Source organism: Domibacillus mangrovi (assembly GCF_001906925.1).
GTDB classification, from domain to species: Bacteria; Bacillota; Bacilli; order Bacillales; family Domibacillaceae; genus Domibacillus; species Domibacillus mangrovi.
Map to the genome: position 1 here is coordinate 457,097 of NZ_MRWQ01000001.1, position 22,787 is coordinate 479,883.

Consider the following 22,787-nt stretch of genomic DNA (forward strand, 5'->3'; position numbering starts at 1 on the left):
TATGAACCGCTTTTTTTCGCAGAACAAAAAAAGCCGGCATTATGCCAGCTTAATGTTCTTAATTTGAATCAATGTATCTCCAAGCCAATCAGAGGCTATTGTATAAAATGATTTTGTATGACCAGTTGTAAAAAAACGATGTTCCGGCATTTCACCTTCAGCCATCATATCATTAAATTCAAGAATTGAACTGACACCGTACGCTGTTTCATCACCAGAACTAATGACCGATACATCTGGCCCCATGAATTCAGCAATAATCGGTTCTAATAATGGATAGTGAGTGCACCCTAAAATAACCGTATCAGCAGGCGTTTCTTTCAGCGGCTGCAACGTTGCAGCTACAATTTTTTTTGCTCGTTCACTTCTATACTCGCCGCTTTCGACAAGCGGTACAAAATCTGGGCAGGCAAGCGGATAAATTTTCGCATCTGAATCTGTCGCGTTAATTGCTTTTTCATACGCACCACTTTTAATCGTTCCTACCGTTCCAAGGACTGCTATATGGCGATTTTTCGTTTCTTTAATCGCCGCACGTGCCCCCGGCTGAATGACACCGACAACCGGAATTGGCATTTCTCTTCTGATCTCTTCTAATACAACGGCTGTTGCTGTATTACAGGCAATGACAAGCATTTTTATATCGTAACATTCCAAAAAACGTGTCATTTCCCATGTGAACTTCCTTACTTCACCTGGAAGCCGTGGCCCATACGGACAACGAGCCGTATCACCTACATAATAAATCATTTCTTTCGGGAGCTGACGCATCATTTCTTTTGCTACCGTCAGCCCACCAACACCCGAATCAATTACACCAATTGGTTTGTTCAACAATTCCGCCTCGTTCCACTTTCATTTCAACTTATACTTTTACGAAGAAAACAATTTAACCTGTTCCCTTCTTCTTCATAAAAAATTTCATCTTTCTACGTATATTTTCCCTGTTTTTCGTCTAAAATGCAAGAGAACGGAAACAAGGAAAAGCAGTGCTGCTTACCAGCACTGCTCATAAATTAATTTCACCAAGTCGCAGCAGTTCTACAATCGCCTGTGCACGTCCTTTTACACCTAGCTTTTGAATCCCATTCGAAATATGGTTTCGCACCGTTTTTTCACTAATCCCGAGAAGCTGTGCAATATCATATGTCGATTTTCCGACAATAAGCCAGTCAAAGACCTCTTTTTCCCGTTTCGTTAAGATGGATGCAGCCACACACAATGTCACCCTTTCACAAGTCGGCCTTTATCGGTTAGCCGCCGCTACCCATATCATATGCTTACGCTTCCCAATTGGTCGCGGCCATTTCCACTTATCCTTATTAGGGTTCCTTAAAATTTTGAAGTGAAAGCCTTATTACCCATTAATGCGTCTGCTGCACATACAAAAAAACCTTCAGCAAATGCTGAAGGTTTTTTGATCATTAATCAACTGCGTGGTCACTTCCAAAGAATCTACGGAATGAATGGACTGTTGCCTCACGGTTTAGTGCAGCAATCGATGTTGTTAATGGAATGCCTTTTGGACAAGATTGGACACAGTTTTGCGAGTTACCACAGCCCTCAAGGCCGCCGTCACTCATAATTGTTTCCAGACGTTCATCACGATTCATTGCACCTGTCGGATGTGCATTGAATAATCGTACTTGTGAAAGCGGCTGAGCGCCGATAAAGTCAGATTTGCTGTTTACGTTCGGGCACGCTTCAAGACATACTCCACACGTCATGCACTTAGACAATTCATAAGCCCACTGGCGTTTACGCTCTGGCATACGCGGTCCGGGACCGAGGTCATACGTACCGTCAATTGGCACCCATGCTTTGACGCGTTTCAACGTGTCAAACATACGGCTGCGGTCGACCTGCAAGTCACGCGTAACCGGGAATGTATTCATCGGTGCAAGACGGATCGGCTGCTCGAGTTGATCGACAAGTGCCGTACAGGACTGGCGCGGTTTGCCATTAATATTCATTGAACATGCGCCACATACTTCTTCAAGACAGTTCATATCCCATGTAATAGGCGTCGTTTTTTCACCTTTTTTATTAACCGGATTACGGCGAATTTCCATCAGTGCGGAAATAACATTCATATTCGGGCGGTAAGGTATTTCAAACTCTTCATTGTACGGAGCAGAATCAGCCGTATCCTGGCGTGTAACAATGAAGCGGACTGTTTTTTGCTCGTTCATTATTTTTTCTCCTCCTTATTTTTCGTATAATCACGTTTACGAGGCGGAATTAGCGACACATCAATGTCTTCATAATGAAAAGCGGGCGCAGTATTTTCACCTGTAAAAGTTGCCATTGTTGTTTTCATAAACTGATCATCGTTACGGTCCGGGAAGTCTGGCTTGTAATGCGCACCGCGGCTTTCATTCCGATTCAATGCACCAATCGTAATAACGCGGGCAAGGTGCAGCATATTTTTCAACTGACGTGTAAACATCGCCCCTTGATTACTCCATTTTGCCGTGTCATTAATATCGATGTTTTTGTAACGCTCAAGCAATTCGACGATTTTATCGTCTGTTTTCTGCAGTTTATCATTATAGCGGACAACCGTTACATTCGCCGTCATCCACTCACCTAATTCCTTGTGAAGAACGTATGCATTTTCCGATCCTTTGTTTAGTGACATAATGTCGTTCCACTTTTCTTCTTGCTGTTTGGCATGGTTGTCAAATATAGAAGAAGAGATAGAATCTGCACTTTTCTCTAAACCGCTAATATAACGCACTGCATTCGGTCCTGCGACCATACCGCCATAAATAGCAGAAAGAAGCGAGTTCGCACCGAGACGGTTTGCTCCATGCTGTGAATAGTCACACTCACCGGCTGCAAATAGACCAGGAATGCTTGTCTGCTGTTCATAATCAACCCATAGTCCGCCCATTGAATAATGGACAGCAGGGAAAATTTTCATCGGTACTTTACGCGGATCGTCTCCCATGAATTTTTCATAGATTTCAATAATACCGCCTAGTTTAATATCAAGTTCATGCGGATCTTTATGAGAAAGATCCAGATAAACCATGTTTTCACCATTAATACCGAGTTTTTGATTTATACACACATCAAAAATTTCACGTGTTGCGATATCACGCGGCACAAGGTTTCCGTATGCCGGATATTTTTCTTCAAGGAAATACCATGGCTTTCCGTCTTTATATGTCCAAATACGGCCGCCTTCACCACGCGCGGATTCACTCATTAAACGAAGCTTATCATCGCCTGGAATCGCTGTCGGATGAATTTGGATGAACTCGCCATTTGCGTAGTTAGCACCTTGCTGATAAACGATGGATGCCGCAGAACCTGTATTGATCATCGAGTTCGTTGATTTGCCAAATATGATGCCAGGTCCGCCGGTTGCCATAATAACTGCATCACCCGGGAATGACTGAATATCCATCGTTGAAAGGTCTTGTCCAACTATCCCGCGGCAAATGCCTTCATCATCAATAATCGAACCGAGAAATTCCCAGCCTTCATATTTCGTCACAAGACCTTCTACTTCGTAACGGCGCACTTGCTCGTCAAGCGCATACAATAACTGCTGTCCCGTTGTCGCACCAGCAAATGCTGTTCGGTGATGCTGTGTACCCCCAAAACGACGGAAATCAAGAAGCCCTTCCGGTGTACGGTTAAACATAACACCCATGCGGTCAAGCAAATGAATAATTCCCGGTGCTGCTTCTGCCATTGCTTTTACAGGTGGCTGATTGGCAAGAAAATCGCCGCCATAAACTGTATCATCAAAGTGGACCGCCGGAGAATCCCCTTCCCCTTTTGTATTAACGGCACCGTTAATACCGCCCTGTGCACAAACGGAGTGAGATCGTTTTACCGGAACAATTGAAAACAGCTCAACGGGTGTACCCGTTTCCGCCACCTTAATCGTAGCCATTAACCCAGCGAGACCTCCACCGACTATGATAACTTTACCTTTACTCATTGTGAGATTCACTCCCTTTTTTCCAGTTCTGTACTATATTTTTTACAGAAACCGATTCATTGCCGATGTAATTAAACGAATGCGAAGATTGCACGCAAACCGATGATAGATAAAACGACAAAAACAATTAGTGTTGCATATGTAACAATTTGCTGTGAACGTGGTGATACAGCAATTCCCCAGCCAACACAAAACGACCATAGACCATTGGAAAAATGAAAAATAGCTGATAGCACGCCCACTATGTAAAATACGAGCATGAATGGATTATTTAAAATATTCTCCATCATTTGAAAATCTACATCTGCACCAAATGCTGCCTGGACTCTTGTTTCCCAAACGTGCCATGCAATGAATACGAGTGTAACAACGCCTGACACACGTTGAAGCATGAACATCCAATTTCGGAAATAGCCATGTGTTCCAATATTATTTTTCGCTGTAAACGCAATGTATAAACCATAAATAGCGTGGAACAACAGCGGCAAGAAGATGACGAGTGACTCAAGTATTAGAACAAATGGCAAATTTGCCATAAAGTCAGCTGCTTGATTAAACTCCTCTTCTCCTTGCGTCGCAAAATGATTGACGACTAAATGCTGTGTCATAAACAATCCGATCGGAATGACACCGAGCAATGAGTGCAGCCTGCGGTAAAAAAATTCTCGATTGTCAGCCACCATTTTCCCTCCTTATTCTTGAAGCACAACACAAATATTTTCACTATTCGTATATTGCTTCACATGTTTAATTTACGATGTGACAAGTTTCATTTTACTCTCATAAAGTAACAGCGTCAAGGAAAGGTGGGCACATTTTTGTCCAGATCTCGGAACAGAATTTTCTTTTTTCAAGTGTTGCAATTGTATATAATATTTAGAGAGAAAGTGGGGAGTTTATTTTGGCGAAAGAAAAGGAAGAGCAGGAACAGATTGTACAGCTAGATTCGTCCATCACCGTTTTTGGGTACGAACTAATTCGCGACGTGCTTCTCGGCGATATTTTAGGAAGCGATGCCGCTGACATTTTATATTGGGGCGGCAAGTCACTAGCCCGTCGTTTTCCTTGTGTGGACGCGGATGAGTTATCTGCTTTTTTTATAGAGGCTGGCTGGGGACAGATTGAACTTGTAAAAGAACATAAAAAAGAAATGATTTATCGTTTATCCGGCGGATTGACAAAACGACGGTTTGATATTCAAACTGATCCTGCTTTTACGCTTGAAAGTGGATTCTTGGCTGAGCAGACTGCGGCACGATTTGATACTCCAGCAGAAGCAATCTGCCATTTAAATAAACGCGGTAAGCATGTTGATATTACAGTGAAATGGGAATAAAGTGATACTTCATTCAGTGGGGGTTTTCTTCATCCCCCACTGAATGTTAGTTGAACCAATCGGGCTTTTACGGGCAGTTGATCCCCCGCTTATCCTTCTTTTCTTTTCAATGTCTTGAATCGGGGGTCTTACTGCCCGTTAATGCGGGATAAATAAAGCAGGCTGTCGACAATAGACAGCCTGCTTTACTACGATGCAACAACGTGACCGTCTATACGAAAAAAGTATCCCCCATTATTCTTCTCTCAATGCATTCAATACAGCCTCCGCTGTTTTGTCTGGAATGCCCGCTGCGATAATTTCTTCTTTCGTTGCCTCTTTTAACTTTTTCAATGACCCGAATGTTTTTAATAGCTGCTTTTTCCGCTGCGGACCAATACCTTCAATATCATCGAGTAGAGACTGAAATGCACTTTTCCCACGGATTTGCCTATGAAAGGTAATCGCGAATCGATGTACTTCATCTTGAATACGCTGAAGCAAATAAAACGCTTGGCTATTATGTTTTAGCGGCACAATTTGTAATGGGTTTCCGTATAAAAGCTGCGATGTACGGTGCCGGTCGTCTTTCGCAAGACCGGCAATCGGAATATCGAGACCAAGCTCATTTAACAAAATGTCACGGGCTGCTTCAATCTGCCCTTTTCCCCCATCGATAATAATTAAATCAGGCAACGGCAAATGTTCCTGCAGAACACGTGCGTAACGGCGGCGGATGACTTCACGCATTGACCCGTAATCATCCGGTCCTGTCACTGTTTTAACTTTATATTTCCGGTACTCTTTTTTTTCCGCCTTCCCGTCGATGAATACAACCATTGCGGATACAGGATTCGTTCCTTGAATATTTGAGTTATCAAATGCTTCGATGCGTAAAGGTACATGAATATTCATTACTTCGCCGAGCTGTTCAGCTGCTTTAATGGTGCGTTCTTCGTCCCGATCGATCAATGCGAATTTTTCACTCAGCGATGCTTTTGCATTATTTTCAGCAAGCTTCACAAGTTCTTTTTTCTTTCCACGTTGCGGTTTAATCATCGGCACTCCAATAAGCTGTTCCGCTATGTGTTCGTCTACTGCATCCGGCAATAATATTTCTTTTGGTTTAAAGTGTTCCGGGGCTTCATAGAAACGGCCAAGATAGGTTAAAAATTCTTCTTCTGGTTCACTGTAAATAGGGAATGTGGACACGTCCCGCTCAATCAATCTTCCCTGTCTGACAAAAAACACTTGTACACACATCCACCCTTTATCAACGGTGTAACCAAAGACGTCACGGTCCGTAAAATCGGCCATATTAATTTTCTGTTTTTCCATAAGCGTATCGATATTTGAAATTTGGTCACGATATTCTTTAGCCCGCTCAAATTCCAGCTTTTCCGCTGCTTCATTCATTTTATCGGTAAGTGTTTTTTTCACATCATGATGGCCGCCATTTAAAAACCGAGTAATTTCTGCCGCCATTTCTTTGTATGTCCCGGTTGGTACATCTTTTATACATGGTGCGAGACACTGTCCCATGTGATAATAAAGACAGACGCGGTCTGGCAGCGTCGAACATTTTCTAAGCGGATAAAGCCGATCGAGTAGCTTTTTCGTTTCATTTGCAGCATACGCATTCGGATAAGGGCCAAAATACTTTGCTTTATCTTTTTTCACTTTCCTTGTAATCATTAAGCGCGGATGACGTTCAGCTGTCAGCTTAATAAACGGATAGCTCTTATCATCTTTCAACATAATGTTGTATTTCGGATCATGTTTTTTAATTAGATTCAGCTCTAAAATAAGCGCTTCTAAATCCGATGATGTGATAATGTATTCAAAATCAACAATTTCACTAACGAGACGAGTCGTTTTCACGTCATTTGAGCCAGTAAAATAAGATCGCACCCGATTTTTTAATATTTTTGCCTTGCCCACATAAATAATGGTACTATGCCGATCTTTCATTAAATAACAGCCGGGTTCATCGGGCAAAAGAGATAATTTATGCCGGATTCGTTCATTCACTACGACCACCTCTTTCGTACAAAAAAAGCGCCCCCGTTAAAGCGGGACGCCTCATGTTAATTATGCGTTACGGTTTATAAGCTCTTCAAGTGCTTCTTTTGGCTGGTAGCCGATGACTTTGTCAACTGGCTGTCCATCTTTAAAAAGAATCAATGTTGGGATACTCATAACGCCATATTTGCCTGCTGTTTGCTGATTTTCATCAACATCAAGCTTAACGATTTTCACTTTTCCACCAAGTTCCGAATCCAATTCTTCAAGAACGGGAGCGATCATTTTACAAGGGCCGCACCAAGGTGCCCAAAAATCAGCGAGCACGAGGCCGCTGCCTGTTTCAGTTGAAAAGTTTTGATCAGTTGCTTTTACGATTGCCATATATACTTACCTCCCATGTTTCTAAATAATAAGGAAAGTATATCATCGTTTTTTAGTGGATGCTATTAATTTGCTCATAAAGTGAAACTTCATTCAGTGGGGTTTCTTCATCCCCTATTGAATGTTAGTTGAACCAATCAGGCTTTTACGGGCAGTGGATCCCCCCGCTTATCCTTCTTTTCTTTTCGATGTCTTGAAGCGAGGGTCTTACTGCCCGTTAATGCGGGATAAAAGAAAATAACCTTTATTTATGGTTGAGCTGCCTTCAATCTTTTAATCTCTTCTGACAACATCGGCACAACTTCAAACAAATCACCGACGATGCCATAATCCGCCACATTAAAAATATTGGCTTCCGGATCTTTGTTAATTGCCACGATCACTTTGGAGTTAGACATACCTGCAAGGTGCTGAATCGCACCAGAAATGCCGCATGCAATGTATAAATCGGGTGTCACAACCTTACCTGTCTGACCAATTTGCATGGAATAATCACAGTATCCTGCGTCACAAGCACCACGTGAGGCGCCGACAGCTCCTCCTAGAACGTCTGCTAGTTTTTTGAGCGGTTTAAATCCTTCATCGCTTTTCACACCACGTCCGCCGGCAACAATTACTTTTGCTTCCGACAAATCCACACCGCTTGCTACTTTACGGATGACATCTTGAATGACCGTACGCAAATCAGTAATGGATACAGAAACGCTCGCAATGTCACCTGAACGCAACTCATCTTTTTCAAGCGATTCAATATTATTCGGACGCACAGTCACAAAGACAAGTTCTTCTTTTCCTATGATTTTTTCAAAGGCTTTTCCGGAATAAATGGGTCGTGTAAACACAATGGTATCGCCTTCTTCTTCCACAGATGTGGCATCAGATATTAAACCGGCATTCAGTTTCGCTGCTATTTTCGGTGATAGATCTTTTCCAAGTGCCGTATGACCGAACACAATCCCTTCAGGCTGTTCCTGCTCCACCACCGCCATAAACGCCTGCGAATAGCCATCAGGTGTATATTGAAACAGTTTTGCATCTTCGACTGTTAACACACGATCTGCACCATATTGAATGAGATCATTTGCAAGCACACTAACAGATTCACCAATTAACACACCGATCACTTCGCCGCCTTGCGCCACTTTTTTACCGGCAGCAACAGCTTCAAACGACACGTTGCGCAGCTGTCCATCACGGATTTCACCTAATACGAGTACTTTCTTCCCCATGAAAAACCCTCCCTCTTGTACGTGAACATTAAATGACTTTTGCCTCTGACCGAAGTAAGCTGACGAGTTCCTGTACTTGATGAGTCAAGTCGCCTTCAAGAATGCGACCAGCTGATTTATCTGGAGGTAGGAAAATATCTAAGATCTTCGTTTTCGATTCAACGTCGTCTTCTTCAAGGTCCAAGTCAGCCAGTTCCAATTCTTCGAGTGGTTTTTTCTTCGCTTTCATAATGCCTGGGAGAGATGGATAACGCGGATCATTTAACCCTTGCTGACATGTAACGAGCACAGGCAGTGACGTCTTAATCATTTCTGAATCACCTTCAACATCGCGCGTGATGGAGACGTTTGATCCATCGATATCGATATTCGTAATCGTCGTCACATACGGAATGTCTAGCATAGCGGCTACACGCGGCCCGACTTGCCCGCTTCCTCCGTCAATTGCGACATTTCCGGCTAAAATGAGGTCCACTTCTTTATCCTTAAAGTATTGCACTAAAATTTTAGCCGTCGTAAATGGATCGCCTTCTTTAAGATCATCTTCTGTATTGATTAAAACGGCTTTATCTGCCCCCATCGCAAGAGCCATACGCAGCTGTTTTCCCGCTTCCTCACTGCCGACTGAGACGACTGTTACTTCCCCTTCATGCGCATCACGAATTTGGATTGCTTCTTCTACGGCATATTCATCGTACGGGTTAATAATAAATTCAGCGCCATCCTCTTCAATTTGACCGCCGTTAATCGATATTTTTTCTTCTGTGTCAAATGTTCTTTTCATCAAAACGTAAATGTTCATCGCCAAGCCCTCCCATTCATTAATAGCCTTTAAAGTCAGGTGAGCGTTTTTCGATAAATGCGCTAATACCTTCTTTCGCATCATCCGATAAAAAAACGGTTCCAAAAACATCCGCTTCTTTTTCAATCCCCTTATAATATTCGGCGTGTTTTGCATAATGAAGTAAGCTCATGGCTGCTTTTACACTAACTGGGCTTTTCGCCGCGATTTTCTGCGCTAATCTTCTCGCTTCCTGAAGTAATTCCTCTTCTAGATAGGCCGCATTCGCAAGGCCCCACTGAACAGCATCACGACCTAATATTGGTTCACTCGTTAACATCATTTCCGCTGCTTTCGCCATTCCTACATACCGGGTAAGCCGCTGTGATCCACCGAAGCCCGGTACAAGACCAAGCTGCAATTCGGGCAGACCGAGTTTCGCGTTTTCTGCGACATAACGAATGTGGCAGCTCATGGCAAGTTCCAATCCGCCGCCAAGTGCAGCACCGTGAATCGCAGCAATCACAGGCTTAGGAAAGGTTTCGATTCGCTCCATCAAACGTTGTCCTCTTGTCGATAATTTTACAAACTCTTCCTTAGACGGAACGGTGGTAAATTCTTTTATATCGGCTCCAGCCGAGAAAAAACGGCCTTCTCCGTATAAAATAACGGACCGTACGTCATGATCCTGTTCGATTATATCCAGTGCCTGCTCCATTTCAGTGAAGACTACACTTGCAAGTGCATTAGCAGGAGCATGGTTCATGACAACTTCTGCTACCCGCTTTTCCTTCCTTACAGATATATACAGCATGTCATCTCCTCTTTTCAGCTGAAAATCCATTCAAGAGCATTTCTACAACGTCCGGTGCAGATGCAGTCAAATCATACTTTTGGTCATTCATAACCCATGTTGTAATCATTTCATCAAGGGTTCCAAAAATCATTTGCCGGGCAAGACGAATATTTAAATTGCTTCGGAACTCACCATTGTCGATCCCGTCTTGTAAAATCTGATCGATTAACAGAAAGTATTCTTTCAGCACTTCATTAATTTTCAATCGCAGCTCTTTATTAGACTGACGCAGTTCAAGCTGTGTCACAACGGCTAAATGAGGATCTTCTGTCAGCATTGTAAAATGATTTTCAACAAGCATCCTCAATTGCTCAGCTGCTTTCGCTTTTATTTGAATACTTTCTCTCATTTTTACAGCGAACATCCCTACTTTTTCTTGAAAAAGAGAGATAAGGATGTCTTCTTTATTTTTAAAATATAAATAAATTGTTCCATCCGCTACACCAGCTTGCCTAGCAATTTTGGATACTTGCGCCTGATGGTATCCATTTTCAGCAATGGCAATAACAGCGGCATCAATGATTTGATGATATTTTGGTTTGTTTTTTTTCATAATAAACAAGTCGCCTTCCTGACTGAGATGAAATGAATGGTTGTTCATTCATGCGCTTATCTTACAACCTATACTTCACTTCGTCAAGCAGACGATCAGGTAGGGTTATTCTTCTCTTTCCATTTTTTTCTTTTCTTCGTCTACAAGCACACGCCGTAAAATTTTCCCGACAGCCGTTTTAGGCAGTTCTTCTCGGAAGTCATAAACATGTGGCACTTTGTATACAGCTAGATTTTTGCGGCAATAGTCATCGAGTTCTTTTTCTGTCACTTGGCGGCCCTCTTTTAACACAATGTACGCTTTCACCGTTTCCCCGCGATATGGATCCGGTATACCTGCAACGACTGCTTCTTGAATCGCTTCATGCTCATACAGCACTTCTTCTACATCACGCGGATAAATATTGAATCCACCAGCTATAATAATGTCTTTCTTCCGGTCAACGATATAGAAGAATCCGTTTTCATCCATATAGCCAATATCTCCTGTTAACAACCAGCCGTCTTTAAATGACTGCTCTGTTTCTTCAGGACGGTTCCAGTACCCTTTCATTACTTGCGGCCCCTTCACGACAATTTCACCTAATTCACCGGGTCTTTCCACCAGTTCGTTCGTCTGCATAGAATAAATAGCGGCATCTGTATCCGGCCATGGAACGCCGACGCTTCCTTTTATCCGGTCACCCCAGATGAAATTTGCATGAGTGACTGGTGATGTTTCTGTTAATCCGTATCCTTCAACGAGCTTACCGCCTGTCACATCCTCAAATTTTTTCTGTATATCGGCAGGAAGCGGTGCAGAACCGCTAATACAGGCATCGATAGAAGACAAATCGTATTTTTTCATGTTCGGATCATTCAAAAGGGCAATATAAATCGTCGGCGCCCCTGGAAAAATCGTCGGCTTTTGTTTTTGAATTGTTTTCAGTGTCGTTTTTGCATCAAACTTCGGAAGCAACACCATTTTATAGCCTTGCATAACAGATAAAATCATCACAGTCGTCATCCCATACACGTGGAAAAATGGAATGATCCCCAAAATAATTTCGGCACCTGGACGATACTTGTACATCCATGCGGCACACATCGATGCATTCGCCACAAGGTTTTTATGCGTCAGGATAACCCCTTTTGGAAAGCCCGTCGTCCCTCCTGTATACTGCAAAACGGCAGGATCATTTTCAATATTGATATTTAGCAGCTCTTCTTTTACAGCTGGCCCTGCCATAATTTTGGTGAAATGATGATTGTTATTCCGGTCTTCAATGTGGACAACCATACCGGTTTGTTTCTTTTGAATAAGTGGGTACAGAATGTTTTTCGGAAATGGCAAGTAATCTTTGATGGCGGTTACAATGGTGTGTTCAAGTTGAGTATTACCGATGATGTGTTGGATGCGTGGATATAACAGGTCAAGCGCAATCATAACTTTCGCGCCACAGTCTTTCAACTGGTATTCGATTTCCCGTTCTTTGTATAGTGGATTAAATTGTACGACAACAGCACCGGCATACATAACACCGTAAAAACTAATGACAGCCTGCGGACTATTCGGCAGCATAATCGCTACACGATCTCCTTTTTTAATACCTATTTTTTTTAAATAGGCGGCCATTTTTAATGCGGAATCGTACACTGTTTCATAGGTCAATTTCTTTCCGAGGAATTCAATCGCTATTTTGTCCCTGTATTCAGCGGCAGCTTTCGTTAAAAAAAGCGGAAGCGGCTGTTCTCCATACTGAATCGTTGCTGGGATCTCCGGCGGATAATGCGTTAGCCACGGTTTTTCAGTCATCTTCATCCACCCCTTTGTCAGAAGAATTAGTACTCTCACTAAAGTATAATGAATAATGATTCATTATACAAGAAAATTAAAGCTGTCGTGGTGACAGCTTTAATTTAAATACATATATAGAATCCCAACTAGCAAAAAAGCAGCGCAAAAACCGAGCAGTACTTTTGCCAATGTTTCCATTTGAAAACTCCTCTTTTCTCTTTACAGAAGTGCCGCGCCAATCATATACGACAACCCTACGGAAATAATGAACGAAATAAAACCGACTGCCCGATTATCACGCTCAATTTCTTTATCAACTTTAAATCCTGGCGTTAAAAATTCAAACATAAAGTAGCCAATGAGAAGTAAAATAAAACCAAAAATACCCCATCCCGCCATCGTCAGCACCGAATCATTGTTTAAGATCGAGTGCCGAAACACATTGGCGATTCCAAAGATTTTCCCACCGGTTGCCAGTGCGACGGCCATATTGCCACTCTTTATTTCTTTCCAGTTGCGATAGGATGTGACAAGTTCAAAAACAGCCAGACATAAAATGATACAAATGGTTGCGATGCTGTAATAGCCGGCGAGCTGTACAAATTGATTTTCCCAAAAGCCAGTCATGTAGTCGGGGCCTCCTCATTATTTCAATTCAGCGATCGTGACGCCCAGTCCACCTTCTCCAGACCCACCAAATCGAATGCTTGAGACCATCCGGTGCTTCGTTAAATAGCCTCGTACCCCTTTCATAAGTGCACCCGTTCCTTTCCCATGAATGATCGATACTTGATGGTAGCCTGCTAGCAGTGCGTCATCCAAATATTTCTCCACACGGTTGAGCGCTTCTTCATATCGTTCACCTCGTAAGTCAAGTTCCGATGATACGTGATGGCCTTTGCCACGAATGGTCGCAATTGGTTTTGGCTCTTTCTTTTTTTCTGATTTAATAAATTGCATATCGCTTTCTTCGACTTTCATTTTAATGATCCCCATTTGAACAACCCATTCGTCACCCGTTGCTTTTTCAATAATACTGCCTTTTTGGCCAAAACTGATCACTTTCACTTCATCGCCTGGTTTCCACGAACGCTTTGCCGGTTCAATAGCCGGTTTTTTCTGTTTTTGTTCCGGTATCGCTCCTTCGAGCCGCTTTCTCGCTTCAATCAGTTCATGTTCTTTTACGTTTGCTCCGCCTGCTAAACGGATAGCGCGCAAGTCGCGCATCACTTCTTCCGCTTCTGCTTTTGCCTTTTCAATAATAGCAGCCGCTTCAACACGTGCTTTTTCTTCCATTTTCTCTTTCTGTTCATGATAAGCAATCACTTCTTTTTGCAGATCACGATGCAGCTTCTCCGTTTCACGTAAATAATCGTGAGCGTCCTTAGCATCTTTTTCTGCCTGACGGCGGCTTGTATCAAGTGCAGCAATCATATTGTCAACTTCATGTGAATCGGCTCCGATTAAACTGCGTGCCCGTTCAATAATTTCCGGGTCAAGGCCAATTCGTTTTGAAATTTCAAATGCGTTGCTTCGTCCTGGAATCCCAATTAATAACCGATATGTCGGACTGAGCGTTTCAACATCAAACTCTACACTTGCATTAATCACTTGTTCACGGTTGTATCCGTATGCTTTCAATTCGGGATAATGCGTTGTCGCAATAATCCGTGCTCCTCTGGCAATCACCTCATCCAAAATAGAGATGGCCAGTGCTGAGCCTTCCTGCGGGTCCGTTCCAGAACCAAGTTCATCAAATAGCACAAGGCTTTGATCGTCGACTTCTTTTAAAATACCAGAAATGTTCACCATATGAGATGAAAATGTACTTAAATTTTGCTCAATCGACTGCTCATCGCCAATGTCAGCAAAAACAGATTGGAAGATAGCGGTCTCTGAGCCGTATTCAGCCGGAATAAATAAGCCGGACTGCGCCATTAAGACGGATAAGCCCGTCGTTTTTAGCGTCACCGTTTTCCCGCCTGTATTCGGTCCGGTAATGACGATCGCTGTATAATCTTGACCAATTTCAATATCGCTCGGTACTGCTTCATCAGCTGGCAAAAGTGGATGACGCGCCTGGATGTAACGTATGTAACCATTCTCATTAATGAATGGCTTTGTCGCTTTCATCGAATGGGCAAATTTCCCTTTTGTGAATATAAAATCGATTTCTGACAGCATTTTTGTCATTGTGAATAATGATGGCGCATGTTCCGCTGTTTCCATCGTTAATTCACCTAAAATTTTCTCTACTTCATATTGTTCTTTCACCTTTAATTCACGCAGTTCGTTATTTAAGTTCACAACCGAAGCCGGTTCGACGAATAACGTCTGTCCGGATGATGACTGATCATGAACGATGCCACCATAATGAGAGCGGTATTCCTGTTTGACCGGAATGACGTAACGCTCATTCCGTATCGTTACAATTGCATCGGACAGCATTTTCTGTGCGCTTTGCCCGCGTGTCAAGCTTTCTAATTTGGAGCGAATCCGTGACTCTGCTGACCGGATGCCATGACGAATATGCCGCAATTCGTCGCTCGCTGAATCAAGAACTCGTCCGTTTTCATCCACCGTCCGTTTAATTTTATGTTCAAGATCTGTCAAAACTGGAATGACCGCTGTTTTCTCTGGTAAGATGCGTAGCGTTACCTGTCCTTCTAAACGAACATCCTCTATAAATTGACGAATCATCCGGCTCGCATAAATCGTACTCGCAATTCGAACAAGCTCAATACCGCTTAATACACCGCCAATTTGAGCCCGCTTTGCATGCGGACGGATGTCATAAATACCGTCAAGCGGTACATTGCCTTTTATGCGGAGAACCGCTACTGCTTCTTCCGTTTCATCAAGCCAAACTTGTACTTCTTCTGCACGGAGAGACGGCTTTAAGTCTTCTGCAAAGCTGCGCCCGACCTCCGATGAAGCATGATGTGCTAACTGCTGGATAATTTTATCAAACTCAAGTGTTGCCAACACTTTTTTATTCAAATCTGGTTCACTCCTCTATTGACATCATTGGCCGCGTATAAAAGATAGAAACTGCTCTTTCGGCCACGTATTCACAACCGTTTCCGACCGAAGCCATCCTTTTCGCCCTGCACTTGCGCCAGTTTCCATAAATGTAAGGTGCTCAATCGCATGAGCATCTGTGTTAATGAATATTTTTACCCCTGCATCCTGTGCCCATTTTAAATGATCGGCGGATAAATCAAGGCGATGTGGGTTTGCATTCAATTCAAGTGCCGTGTTCGTTTCTGCCGCAATTTTAATAAGTTCCTCCATATCAACTGAATAACCATCACGGCGGCCAATAATCCGGCCGGTCGGGTGAGCAATCAATTTCACATATGGATTATGCAAGGCCGTTTTTAACCGATCCATAATCTTTTTTTGCGGTTGTGAAAAACTTGAATGAATCGATGCGATCACAAAGTCGAGCTCTTTCAGCACATCGTCCTCATAATCAAGCGTTCCATCTGGTAAAATGTCCATTTCAATACCCGATAGTACTTCGATATCACTGTATTTTTCATTCCACTCTTTTATTTCCTCATTTTGACGCAGGAGGCGGTCAACAGTTAATCCATTTGCCACTTTTAAATACTGCGAATGGTCTGTTATCGCCATGTACTCATATCCTCGTGCACGGCATGCTTCAATCATTTCTTCAATCGAAAATGCGCCATCTGACCAAGCCGTATGCATATGCAAATCGCCTTTAATGTCAGATAATTCGATCAGTGTACCTGCTTTGTACTTATCCGTTTCCGTTCCGTCTTCACGAATTTCAGGCGGAAACCAGGGCAAGTCAAAGTGATTGTAAAGCGCTTCTTCTGAATCAAACGTTTTCACAGAACCGTCCTGCCGCTCAACACCGTATTCGCTCACCTTTTCATTACGCTCTTTGGCGATCTGACGAATTTTCACGTTATGATCTTTTGAACCTGTAAAATGATGCAATGCACTCGCATATTGTGCCGGCTCAACAATACGAAAATCAATCGACACGTCAAACTCACCGTCAATGATGATCGACACTTTCGTCGGTCCGGCCGCAATGATTTCTTTCCTATCTGGAATTGCAAGTAGCTTCTCTTTTACTTGTTCCGGTTCTTTTGTGGCAATAATAAAATCAAGATCTTTCACTGTTTCACGCAAGCGGCGCAAACTGCCTGCACGCGAAAATGTAGTCACTTGCGGCAAATCTGCTAAATACGCTTCCACTTTTTCGGCAACCGGCAGCATATACATAATGGGCAGACGATCCGGCTGTGTACCTGCTTTTTCAACAGCCGCGAGAATTTTTTCTTCCGTTTTCGCACCAAATCCAGCAAGCTCCTGTACACGATGCTGCTCGCATGCTTCTTTCAATTCATCCATATTGGTAATGCCGAGCTCTTTATATAGTTTAGCAATCTTTTTTCCACCAAGGCCCGGCAGCCCTAGCAACGCAACAAGTCCTTCTGGCACTTCGCCTGCAAGTTCTGTCAGTACGGCGGATTCCCCGGTTTCTATGTATTCTGTAATCACCGCGGCGGTGCCTTTGCCGATGCCTGATAATTTTGTCACATCATCAATTTCAGACAAACTGCGGTCATCCGTTTCTAACGCTGCTGCCGCTTTGCGAAAGGCCGATATTTTAAACGGATTCTCTCCCTTTAATTCCATATAGACTGCAATTTTTTCAAGTAACCGAATAACATCTTTTTTATTAACCATCTATGCCACCTGCTTTTCCTTATATAGTAGCAGAAAAAAACTTCTCTACCAAATCGAGAGAAGTTTTTCAGCCATTGACGACTGTTCTGTTTTTCAAACGGCTTAATTCCATTTTCATTTCCTGCAATTCTTCTTCCATCTTCAAGTAATCATTCACCATATTGACTGCGGTCAGCACCGCAATTTTTTGCGTATCCAGTGTCGCGTTACGGTTGCCGATTTCACGCATTTTATCATCAACCATTTCCGTTACACGACGAATATGGTATTCTGATTCAGTTCCTACAATGGTGTACTGATATCCGTAGATGTCAACTGTTAGGCGAGTTTTTTGTCCGTCCGACAATTGTACGGCCCCCATTTCTCATGAAATCCTGTTATTAATCATACCACGACTGTTTTAGTGTGAAAAGGAAGAAAGTCTGGAGGTTGTTGAATTGAGTCATACTGTATTAATTGTCACAAATGAAATCTTAAAAGAAATGAAAAATCATTATGGGATCTTGGCAAAACTACCAGCTGGTGCTATCTTTTCAGCAAAAGTTGACGGCTGTTCCGTGACTGGTTACCGTTCTGGAAAAGTGCTCTTTCAAGGGAGAAACGCAGCACAAGAATCATCGAAATGGGCTGGTAAAACAGCTGAGCCGAAGAAAAAAGCAGTGTCAAATGCTGTGCTGCCGGATGGCTTTGCAGCGATGTCCGTCATGGGCAGCGATGAAGTCGGAACAGGCGATTATTTCGGTCCGATCACGGTCGTTGCCGCTTATGTTGAAAAAAGTCGAATTGCGGAATTAAAAGCACTTGGCGTACGTGATTCAAAAGATATGAAAGATCCGGAAATTGTGTCTGTGGCAAAAAAATTACTGAAAGACATTCCGTACAGCTTGCTTATTTTGCGCAATGAAAAATACAACGATTTGCAGGAAAGCGGGATGTCTCAAGGTAAAATAAAAGCCCTTTTACACAATCAGGCACTCGGCAAACTGCATGAAAAAATAACACCGGTACGACCAGATGCAGTACTTATCGATCAATTCGCTGAAAAAACAGTGTATTATCGTTATTTAAACGAACAAAAAAATATTGTGCGTGAAAATGTTTTTTTCAGTACGAAAGGCGAAAGCATCCATCTAGCCGTTGCAGCGGCATCCATTCTTGCACGCTATGCCTTTTTAAAAGAAATGGATATACTGTCGGAAGAAGCTGGCTTTACTATTCCGAAAGGCGCCGGGGCCCTTGTTGATAAAGCAGCTGCCCGATTGATGAAAACGTATGACGAAAGCGTGCTGCGTCATTTCACAAAGCTTCATTTTGCTAATACAGGCAAAGCAAAAAATATGTTGCGTGAAATGTAATATAAAGTGAAATTCCATTCATTGGGGGCTTTCTTCATCCCCTACTGAATAAAAAAAGGACTCAATCGTCATGGATCGAGTCCTTTTTCTTATTATGCGCGCAAGTCAGCGCCTGCTTGTTCTTTTAGTGCAGCAAGTACTTTTTCATGTACGGCGGTCACTTCTTCATCCGTTAATGTTTTCTCCGGATCGGCATACGTTAGTGCGAATGCGACCGATTTTTTGCCTTCTTCCATCCGTTCACCTTCGTATACATCAAACACCCGGACACCTGTTAAAAGTGCACCGCCTGCCTGTTTAATGACGGCTTCAAGAGCAGCCGCTTCAACCGTGCTGTCAACAACAAGCGCGATGTCTCGGCTAATGAATGGATGACGTGAAATGGCCATGTATGCCAGATCTTCACGCGATGCATTCAATAAAACATCAAGCTTTAATTCAAACAAATACGCTTCTTTTATATCCATTTCTTTAGAGATTGTTGGGTGAAGCTGTCCAACAAATCCGATTGATTCAGAGTCGAGCAATACTTCGGCTGTACGGCCAGGATGGAACCCAGCAGGTGCCGCTTTTTGGAACGTCATTCGCTCCGCAAGACCAATCTGTGCCGCAAGTCCTTCAACAATCCCTTTTACAGTAAAGAAATCAACGGCTTTCTTTTCACCTTGCCACAAATGTTCATGCCACATGCCTGTTATGATACCTGCAAGTCTCTCTTCTTCTTTTGGCTGAACGTTTTCGCCTTCGTTTAAATAAATAGAGCCTGTTTCATACAAAGCGACAGATGGCATTTGGCGGGCGTTATTGTATGCTGCAGCTTCAATTAAATGTGGAATCAAGCTTTGTCGCAAATACGCACGTTCTTCACTCATCGGCATGGATAGCGCTACCGGAGCTCGGTGTTCAAGCGCAAATTCGGATGCACGCTTTGCGGATGTAAGAGAATACGTCATCGCCTGATTGAATCCCGTTCCTTCTAAATAACGGCGCACGACACGGCGGCCTAATTGATACGATGTAAGCGAACCTGGCTGCGTGGCTCCTTCAGGCAATGTAAGCGGAATGTGATCATACCCATAGAGGCGTGCTACCTCTTCCGTCAAATCTTCAGGTATCATAATATCCGCACGGCGTGTTGGCACTGTGACCGTAATTTCATTGTCTTTCGTTTCTGTTTCAAATTGCAAACGGCGGAAAATATCTTCTACATCCCCCATTTGAAGATCCGTGCCGAGTCTCATATTTAATTTTTCAAGCGTAATCGACACTCGTTTTGGTTCAATCGCTAATTCACCGGCTACAACACTTCCAGAAAGGACGGTGCCGCTTGCTAATTCCACCATTAATTCAGCAGCCCGGTCACATGCGGCTTGAATACGTGCCGGATCAACACCTTTTTCGAAGCGGGCGCTTGCTTCAGAGCGAAGGCCATGCGCTTTCGATGCTGCACGAACGATCTGGCCATCAAAATAAGCCGATTCGATTAACACATTGACAGTGCCGTCATGTACTTCCGAATTAGCCCCACCCATCACACCTGCAAGTGCAACTGGTTCCTTGCCGTTTGTGATGACAAGCTGATCGGCAGACAATATACGTTCTGTATCATCGAGAGTGATCAGTTTTTCACCTTCAACCGCGCGACGAACAACAATTTCATTTGAGCCGAGACGATCCAAGTCAAATGCGTGAAGTGGCTGACCGTATTCCATCAATACGTAGTTCGTAATATCAACAACATTATTATGGGGACGGACGCCTGCATTCATTAAATACGTTTGCATCCAGATCGGCGATGGACCCATTTTAATATTTTTCACAACGCGTGCGATGTAAATCGGGTTATCCTTTGGCGCATCGATGTGAATGTGAATCGCATCAGAAGCTTTTTCATCGGATTCAGCCGGATTTGGCGCAGGAAGATTTACATCACGGTCCAAAATTGCCGCTACTTCATAGGCAACACCCATCATACTTAATGCGTCAGAACGGTTTGGTGTCAACGACAATTCGAGAATGGCATCGTCACGGTTTAGTGCTGCGAGTGCATCTTCTCCTGGTGTCACATCGTTCGGGAAATTGAAAATACCTTCTGCGTATTCTTTCGGCGTGAGACGGCTTTCAATGCCGAGCTCAGATAGCGAGCAGATCATGCCATTTGATTCTTCACCGCGCAGTTTCGCCCGTTTAATTTTAAAGTTACCAGGAAGGACTGCTCCTGTTTTTGCCACAGCCACATATTGCCCTGCATCGACATTTTTCGCACCACAGATAATTTGTACAGGCTCTTCCTCTCCGACGTCAACGAGACATTTGCTTAATTTGTCGGCATTCGGATGCTGTTCACGTGTCTTTACGTAACCAACGACAATGTTTTTCATTTCAGAAGCGGGGATTTCGACTCCTTCGACTTCAATACCGGCACGTGTAATTTTTTCCGCCAATTCCTGCGGAGACTGGCCTGCCAGATCAACATATTGTGCGAGCCATTTATATGAAACAAACATGTGTATACTCCTCCTTATTTATTCATGTACTGAAAATTGCTTTAAGAACCGAAGATCATTCGTGTAAAAATGGCGAATATCGTCAATGCCATATTTCAGCATCGCAATGCGCTCCTGTCCCATACCGAATGCAAATCCTGTATATTTATTTGAATCAAAACCGGCCATTTCTAGCACGTTCGGGTGCACCATACCTGCGCCAAGTACTTCAATCCAGCCTGTTCCTTTACAAATCGAGCAGCCTTTGCCGCCGCACATGCAGCTCACGTCGACTTCAACAGATGGCTCTGTGAACGGGAAAAAGCTTGGACGGAGACGGATTTCACGGTCCTCCCCGAACATTTTTTTAGCAAACATATCAAGTGTGCCCTTCAAGTCGCTCATACGGATGTTTTCACCCACGACAAGCCCTTCAATTTGTGCGAATTGATGTGAATGTGTCGCGTCATCGCTATCACGGCGATACACTTTACCAGGGCAAATGATCTTGACCGGGCCGCGGCCTTCATGCTTCTGCATCGTTCTTACTTGCACCGGTGACGTATGCGTACGCATTAACAGTTCCGGTGTAATATAAAACGTATCTTGCATATCGCGTGCCGGATGGTCTTTCGGCAAATTGAGCGCTTCAAAGTTATAGAAGTCCTGCTCGACTTCCGGTCCTTCTGCTACCGTGTACCCCATACCGATAAATAAGTCTTCAATTTCTTCTGCAACACGTGTCAGTGGATGGTGACCACCTTGCTTCACCGGACGACCTGGCAGTGTCACGTCGATTGATTCTTGCGCAAGTTTCTGCTCAATCGCTGCTGCTTCAAGCAGTTCTTGTTTTTCTTCAATACTTTCTGAAATGGTTTCACGTACTACATTGACAAGCGCCCCCATTTTCGGGCGTTCTTCTGCTGAGAGCTTCCCCATCCCTTTTAATACTTCTGTCACCGGTCCTTTTTTGCCAAGATAGGCGACACGCACATCGTTTAATTCTTTTAAGTTTGCTGCAGCTGCAATTTGTTCAAGCGCCTGGTTTTGCAATTCTTTTAGCTGTTGTTCCACGTTTACTCCTCCTTTTTTGACAAATACAAAAAGCCCCGTTCCCGGAAAGGGACGAGGCTTTGATCGCGGTACCACCCTTTTTAATACGCATACATACACGCATTCACTTCATTCGGATAACGGCTTTTTAAAACCGGTGTGCCTTTACGTCGAGCGGTCCTGGCACCGGCTCGGGAGGTGAACTTCTGCCATCTCTTTTTAAAAATGCTTTCAGTCAGGGCATTTTCTTCCTTAAAAAAGAGGCGCGGCATACTTTTCTCCGTCATC

20 protein-coding genes and 1 other annotated feature (1 of these 21 cut by a window edge) are annotated in these 22,787 nt (G+C 43.4%); of the genes, 2 read left to right on the forward strand and 18 right to left on the reverse strand.

The window, feature by feature from the left end; all coding sequences use genetic code 11:
- Positions 1-39: 39 nt before the first annotated feature.
- The 5 genes from racE to BLL40_RS02360 all read right to left on the reverse strand — a co-directional run bounded on the left by racE (position 40) and on the right by BLL40_RS02360 (position 4,638).
- Positions 40-834, reverse strand: a complete 795-nt coding sequence (gene racE, locus BLL40_RS02340) for a glutamate racemase (RefSeq protein ID WP_073710281.1) — start codon at positions 832-834, stop codon at positions 40-42.
- Positions 835-1,009: 175 nt separating this feature from the next.
- Positions 1,010-1,216 (reverse strand): helix-turn-helix domain-containing protein, encoded by a 207-nt coding sequence (locus BLL40_RS02345; protein WP_018394100.1) that lies wholly within the window; start codon positions 1,214-1,216, stop codon positions 1,010-1,012.
- A 208-nt stretch (positions 1,217-1,424) separates the two neighbouring features.
- Entirely contained in the window at positions 1,425-2,192 is a 768-nt protein-coding gene (gene sdhB / locus BLL40_RS02350; RefSeq protein ID WP_073710282.1) for a succinate dehydrogenase iron-sulfur subunit, read from the reverse strand.
- A complete protein-coding gene (gene sdhA, locus BLL40_RS02355) occupies positions 2,192-3,958 on the reverse strand; it encodes a succinate dehydrogenase flavoprotein subunit (RefSeq protein WP_073710283.1) in 1,767 nt (588 codons plus the stop codon). Before sdhA ends, sdhB begins: the two co-directional genes overlap by 1 nt.
- 71 nt (positions 3,959-4,029) lie before the next feature.
- The gene (locus BLL40_RS02360; protein ID WP_073710284.1) at positions 4,030-4,638 is read right to left on the reverse strand and encodes a succinate dehydrogenase cytochrome b558 subunit; all 609 of its coding nucleotides are present in this window, start codon (positions 4,636-4,638) and stop codon (positions 4,030-4,032) included.
- Positions 4,639-4,859: 221 nt separating this feature from the next.
- On the opposite strand from BLL40_RS02360, the gene BLL40_RS02365 reads away from it, so the two are divergent.
- The gene (locus tag BLL40_RS02365; RefSeq protein WP_073710285.1) at positions 4,860-5,294 is read left to right on the forward strand and encodes a YslB family protein; all 435 of its coding nucleotides are present in this window, start codon (positions 4,860-4,862) and stop codon (positions 5,292-5,294) included.
- 234 nt (positions 5,295-5,528) lie between these two features.
- Here BLL40_RS02365 and uvrC read toward each other — a convergent pair whose 3' ends face one another.
- The 11 genes from uvrC to zapA form a co-directional block, all read right to left on the reverse strand.
- Positions 5,529-7,304: an excinuclease ABC subunit UvrC gene (uvrC, locus tag BLL40_RS02370; protein ID WP_073710286.1), complete on the reverse strand. Its 1,776-nt coding sequence runs from the start codon at positions 7,302-7,304 to the stop codon at positions 5,529-5,531.
- 60 nt (positions 7,305-7,364) lie between these two features.
- The gene (gene trxA / locus BLL40_RS02375; RefSeq protein WP_073710287.1) at positions 7,365-7,679 is read right to left on the reverse strand and encodes a thioredoxin; all 315 of its coding nucleotides are present in this window, start codon (positions 7,677-7,679) and stop codon (positions 7,365-7,367) included.
- A 248-nt stretch (positions 7,680-7,927) separates the two neighbouring features.
- Positions 7,928-8,908, reverse strand: coding sequence for an electron transfer flavoprotein subunit alpha/FixB family protein (locus BLL40_RS02380; protein ID WP_073710288.1), 981 nt, complete (start codon positions 8,906-8,908; stop codon positions 7,928-7,930).
- Positions 8,909-8,936: 28 nt separating this feature from the next.
- Positions 8,937-9,710 (reverse strand): electron transfer flavoprotein subunit beta/FixA family protein, encoded by a 774-nt coding sequence (locus BLL40_RS02385; RefSeq protein ID WP_073710289.1) that lies wholly within the window; start codon positions 9,708-9,710, stop codon positions 8,937-8,939.
- A 19-nt stretch (positions 9,711-9,729) separates the two neighbouring features.
- Positions 9,730-10,503 (reverse strand): enoyl-CoA hydratase, encoded by a 774-nt coding sequence (locus BLL40_RS02390; RefSeq protein WP_073710290.1) that lies wholly within the window; start codon positions 10,501-10,503, stop codon positions 9,730-9,732.
- 1 nt (position 10,504) lies between these two features.
- Positions 10,505-11,098, reverse strand: coding sequence for a fatty acid metabolism transcriptional regulator FadR (locus tag BLL40_RS02395; RefSeq protein WP_073710392.1), 594 nt, complete (start codon positions 11,096-11,098; stop codon positions 10,505-10,507).
- Positions 11,099-11,203: 105 nt separating this feature from the next.
- Positions 11,204-12,892: a long-chain-fatty-acid--CoA ligase gene (locus BLL40_RS02400; protein WP_073710291.1), complete on the reverse strand. Its 1,689-nt coding sequence runs from the start codon at positions 12,890-12,892 to the stop codon at positions 11,204-11,206.
- A 201-nt stretch (positions 12,893-13,093) separates the two neighbouring features.
- On the reverse strand, positions 13,094-13,501 hold the full coding sequence (locus BLL40_RS02405; RefSeq protein ID WP_073710292.1) for a DUF350 domain-containing protein: 408 nt from the start codon (positions 13,499-13,501) through the stop codon (positions 13,094-13,096).
- Between the two features lie 18 nt (positions 13,502-13,519).
- Entirely contained in the window at positions 13,520-15,874 is a 2,355-nt protein-coding gene (locus BLL40_RS02410) for an endonuclease MutS2 (RefSeq protein ID WP_073710293.1), read from the reverse strand.
- Positions 15,875-15,898: 24 nt separating this feature from the next.
- Positions 15,899-17,605, reverse strand: coding sequence for a DNA polymerase/3'-5' exonuclease PolX (gene polX / locus BLL40_RS02415; protein ID WP_073710294.1), 1,707 nt, complete (start codon positions 17,603-17,605; stop codon positions 15,899-15,901).
- A gap of 67 nt (positions 17,606-17,672) precedes the next feature.
- Positions 17,673-17,951, reverse strand: coding sequence for a cell division protein ZapA (gene zapA, locus BLL40_RS02420; protein WP_073710295.1), 279 nt, complete (start codon positions 17,949-17,951; stop codon positions 17,673-17,675).
- 91 nt (positions 17,952-18,042) lie between these two features.
- Here zapA and rnhC point away from each other — a divergent pair, with 91 nt between their 5' ends.
- On the forward strand, positions 18,043-18,960 hold the full coding sequence (gene rnhC, locus BLL40_RS02425; protein WP_073710296.1) for a ribonuclease HIII: 918 nt from the start codon (positions 18,043-18,045) through the stop codon (positions 18,958-18,960).
- A gap of 92 nt (positions 18,961-19,052) precedes the next feature.
- On the opposite strand, the gene pheT is transcribed toward rnhC, so the two are convergent.
- A complete protein-coding gene (gene pheT / locus BLL40_RS02430) occupies positions 19,053-21,467 on the reverse strand; it encodes a phenylalanine--tRNA ligase subunit beta (RefSeq protein ID WP_073710297.1) in 2,415 nt (804 codons plus the stop codon).
- Positions 21,468-21,485: 18 nt separating this feature from the next.
- Complete coding sequence (gene pheS / locus BLL40_RS02435; protein WP_073710298.1) at positions 21,486-22,520, reverse strand: phenylalanine--tRNA ligase subunit alpha; 1,035 nt, start codon at positions 22,518-22,520, stop codon at positions 21,486-21,488.
- A gap of 44 nt (positions 22,521-22,564) precedes the next feature.
- Positions 22,565-22,787, reverse strand: a binding site (T-box leader); it runs 8 nt beyond the window's last position.

Coding starts and splice junctions, on each gene's coding strand:
- BLL40_RS02395 (WP_073710392.1), bottom strand. CDS start 11,098: ATGAAAAAAAACAAACCAAAATATCATCAAATCATTGATGCCGCTGTT.
- polX (WP_073710294.1), bottom strand. CDS start 17,605: ATGGTTAATAAAAAAGATGTTATTCGGTTACTTGAAAAAATTGCAGTC.
- sdhB (WP_073710282.1), bottom strand. CDS start 2,192: ATGAACGAGCAAAAAACAGTCCGCTTCATTGTTACACGCCAGGATACG.
- BLL40_RS02380 (WP_073710288.1), bottom strand. CDS start 8,908: ATGGGGAAGAAAGTACTCGTATTAGGTGAAATCCGTGATGGACAGCTG.
- trxA (WP_073710287.1), bottom strand. CDS start 7,679: ATGGCAATCGTAAAAGCAACTGATCAAAACTTTTCAACTGAAACAGGC.
- sdhA (WP_073710283.1), bottom strand. CDS start 3,958: ATGAGTAAAGGTAAAGTTATCATAGTCGGTGGAGGTCTCGCTGGGTTA.
- BLL40_RS02400 (WP_073710291.1), bottom strand. CDS start 12,892: ATGACTGAAAAACCGTGGCTAACGCATTATCCGCCGGAGATCCCAGCA.
- BLL40_RS02390 (WP_073710290.1), bottom strand. CDS start 10,503: ATGCTGTATATATCTGTAAGGAAGGAAAAGCGGGTAGCAGAAGTTGTC.
- pheT (WP_073710297.1), bottom strand. CDS start 21,467: ATGTTTGTTTCATATAAATGGCTCGCACAATATGTTGATCTGGCAGGC.
- BLL40_RS02385 (WP_073710289.1), bottom strand. CDS start 9,710: ATGAACATTTACGTTTTGATGAAAAGAACATTTGACACAGAAGAAAAA.
- BLL40_RS02405 (WP_073710292.1), bottom strand. CDS start 13,501: ATGACTGGCTTTTGGGAAAATCAATTTGTACAGCTCGCCGGCTATTAC.